The 3,271-nt window shown below is 61.4% G+C and carries 2 protein-coding genes; both read left to right on the top strand.

Annotation, left to right across the window (positions count from 1 at the left end; genetic code table 11):
- Positions 1 to 206 precede the first annotated feature (206 nt).
- Positions 207 to 1,724: an aldehyde dehydrogenase gene (locus ACTHND_RS10675; RefSeq protein ID WP_440177927.1), complete on the top strand. Its 1,518-nt coding sequence runs from the start codon at positions 207 to 209 to the stop codon at positions 1,722 to 1,724.
- Between the two features lie 3 nt (positions 1,725 to 1,727).
- The gene (locus tag ACTHND_RS10670) at positions 1,728 to 3,179 is read left to right on the top strand and encodes an NAD-dependent succinate-semialdehyde dehydrogenase (RefSeq protein WP_440177928.1); all 1,452 of its coding nucleotides are present in this window, start codon (positions 1,728 to 1,730) and stop codon (positions 3,177 to 3,179) included.
- Positions 3,180 to 3,271: the final 92 nt, after the last annotated feature.

Raw genomic sequence — 3,271 nt, 5'->3', positions numbered from 1 at the left:
CCCCCCCCCACCTGGGGGTTGTTTAATCCCATTAGAACTGCTCCGCTTGGGGCCCCCCCTGTTGGGGGGGTGGGGGACCGCACGAGCCGCGAAGCGGTGAGATGTGGTGGTGGGGCATCTTACGCATGGATTACAAAACTGTGCCTTGACACCCGCATTGGGGGCGGTGTCTAATTGTGATCACAAAACTGCTTTGAGGCTGCCCCATGCCGATTTCCGCTCCGCTCAGTCCTGCCGATACGCTGGAAGGCGTGCTGGCCACGTTCAAGGCCCTGAACTTGCCGGACAAGGCGGTGATCGATGGCGCGGAAGTGGCATCCATCTCCGGGCGCACTTTCGATAATTATTCATCCCGCGATGGCAAGCTGATCAACAGGATCGCGGCCTGTGACGCCGCCGATGTCGATCAGGCGGTCAAGTCGGCGCGGACAGCCTTCGAGGATGGCCGCTGGCGCGCCTTGGCGCCGAAGATTCGCAAGAAAATCCTGCACCGTCTGGCCGATCTGATGGCCGAGCATTCGGAAAACCTGGCCCTGCTGGAATGCCTCGATACTGGCAAGCCTATTGCCAATACACGCGGCTTCGATATTGGGGCGGCGATCAACACCACGCGCTATTACGCCGAGGCGCTCGACAAGATCTATGGCGAGGTGGCCCCGACGCCGGAGGACCGCCTGTCCTATGTGCTGCATGAGCCGTTGGGCGTGATCGGGGCCATCGTGCCATGGAATTTCCCGCTGCACATGGCGATGTGGAAGGTGGCGCCGGCGCTTGCCATGGGCAATTCGATTGTGCTGAAGCCCGCGGAAAATTCCTCCATGACCGCGCTCTATACCGCTATGCTGGCGCTGGAAGCCGGTGTACCCGCGGGCGTGTTTAATGTCGTTCCCGGCCTGGGCGGTGAGGCGGGCGACGCCCTGGCGCATCATATGGATGTCGATATGATCGCCTTTACCGGCTCGGGCCCGGTGGGGCGGATGCTGATGCGCGCCTCGGCGGACAGCAACCTCAAGCGCGTGTCGCTCGAACTCGGTGGCAAGTCGCCGCAGATCGTCTTTGCCGATTGCGACGATCTCGATGGCGCGGCCGCTAATGCCGCCTGGGGCGTCTTCTATAATCAGGGGCAGGTTTGTACGGCAGCTTCCAGATTACTGGTCGAGGAATCGATCAAGGACGTATTCGTCGAGAAGGTCATGGCCATAGCCAAGACGATCAAGGTCGGTGATCCCTTCGATCCGGCGACCCAGTTCGGCGCCATGATTTCGCCGCGCCAGATGAATACGGCGCTCGACTATATCGAGAAAGGCCAGGCCGAAGGCGGCAAGCTGCTGATGGGCGGTGAGCGCGCCCGCGCCGAAAGCGGCGGCGCTTACGTCGAACCGACTGTGCTGGATATCGCGCCAGATAACATCCTGGCGCAGGAAGAGGTGTTCGGCCCGGTCCTGTCGGTGCTGACCTTCAAGGATGAAGCCGACGCCTACCGGATCGCCAACGACACCATCTATGGCCTGGCCTCCGGTGTGTGGACGGCCAATATTGGCAAGGCCATGCGTGCCGCCAAGGTGCTGAAGGCCGGGCTGGTGTGGATCAATGGCTGGGATGCCTGCGACATCACGTCCCCTTTTGGCGGTGTAAAACAGTCGGGTTTCGGTCGTGATCGCAGCCTGCACGCCTTATATAAATATGCCGACCTCAAGGCAGTTTCGATCAGTTTCAAGGCATAGATGATGAAGCTCACAGATACACAGCGCGCCCTGCTGAACGGGCTTATTTTCGATGAGGCCGCGGCTGACCGCTTTGCCGTGCTTAACCCGGCCGATGGCTCGACCCTTTGCTATGTACAGGCACATGGCGCGGCGGAAACCAGGGCCGCCATCGATGCCACCAGCGCCGCTTTCCCGGCCTGGGCCGGCCTGACCGCCAAGGCGCGCTCGATCATCCTGAAAAAGTGGAATGATCTGGTCATGGCCCATGCCGAGGATATGGCCATGCTGGTGACGCTGGAACAGGGACGGCCGATCCGTGAGACGCGCGGCGAAGTCGCTTACGGCGCCGCCTTTATCGAATGGTTTGCCGAGGAGGCCAAGCGCGCCTATGGCCGCACCATTCCGGCCACAATGCCCGGCAAGCACCTGCAGACCATCAAGCAGCCGGTCGGGGTCTGCGCCGCCATCACGCCGTGGAACTTCCCGATCTCGATGATCACCCGAAAGGTTGCCCCCGCCTTGGCGGCGGGGTGTACCGTGGTGATCAAGCCCTCCGAAGAAACGCCGCTGTCGGCCCTGGCGCTCTATGCCCTGGCGAAACAGGCGGGCCTGCCCGATGGCGTGATCAGCATCATTACCAGCGTCCACGCCAAGGAAGTGGGCGAGGTCATGACCTCCGACACGCGCGTCAAGAAGCTCAGCTTCACCGGCTCGACCCCGGTCGGCAAGCTGCTCTATGCCGCCTGCGCGCCGACCATGAAGAAGGTCTCAATGGAACTGGGCGGCAATGCCCCGTTCATCGTCTTTGATGACGCCGAACTGGACGCCGCCGTTGAAGGCGCGCTCGCCTCGAAGTATCGCAATTCCGGACAGACCTGTGTCTGCGCCAACCGCATCCTGGTCCAGGCCGGTATTTATGATCGCTTCGCCAAGGCCCTGGCTGATAAGGTCAAGGCGATGAAACTGGAGCCCGGCTGGCTGGAGGAAACGACGCTGGGGCCGCTCATCAACCAGAAGGCCATCGACAAGGTGGAGCACTTGGTCGAGGACGCGGTGAAGCAGGGCGCACACGTTGTGACTGGCGGGCAGGTCGATGCGCAGGGATCGCTGTTCTATCAGGGCACGGTGCTGACCAATGTCACCCGCGACATGGAAATTTTCGACACGGAAATCTTCGGTCCGGTGGCGCCGCTGTTCAGGTTCGAGACCGAGGAAGAGGCCATTCAACTGGCCAATGACACGCCGTTTGGTCTGGCGGCCTATGCCTGTACCCGCGATATCGGCCGCGCCATGCGTGTGGCGAGTAAGCTGGAATATGGCATGGTCGGCATGAATGACGGCTTGATCTCAACCGAGGTGACGCCGTTTGGCGGTGTCAAGGAATCGGGCATCGGCCGCGAAGGGGCAATCGAGGGCATGGAGGAGTATCTCAGCGTGAAATACATCTCCTATGGTGGTCTGGGGGCGATTTGATCTCCTTTATCGAAGTGGCTCCCTCCGTCGCGGATGAACCGCGACACCTCCCCCGCTTCGCAAGGGAGGAGGAAGATATACGTCCATTCTCC

Source organism: Asticcacaulis sp., from assembly GCF_051954415.1.
Lineage (GTDB): Bacteria > Pseudomonadota > Alphaproteobacteria > Caulobacterales > Caulobacteraceae > Asticcacaulis.
Note: the sequence above shows the minus strand (reverse complement) of the source record. Positions and strands in the feature narration are given on the sequence as shown.

What these genes read in the sequence shown, in the direction of transcription:
- ACTHND_RS10675 (WP_440177927.1), top strand. Translation starts at nt 207, where the DNA reads ATGCCGATTTCCGCTCCGCTCAGTCCTGCCGATACGCTGGAAGGCGTG.
- ACTHND_RS10670 (WP_440177928.1), top strand. Translation starts at nt 1,728, where the DNA reads ATGAAGCTCACAGATACACAGCGCGCCCTGCTGAACGGGCTTATTTTC.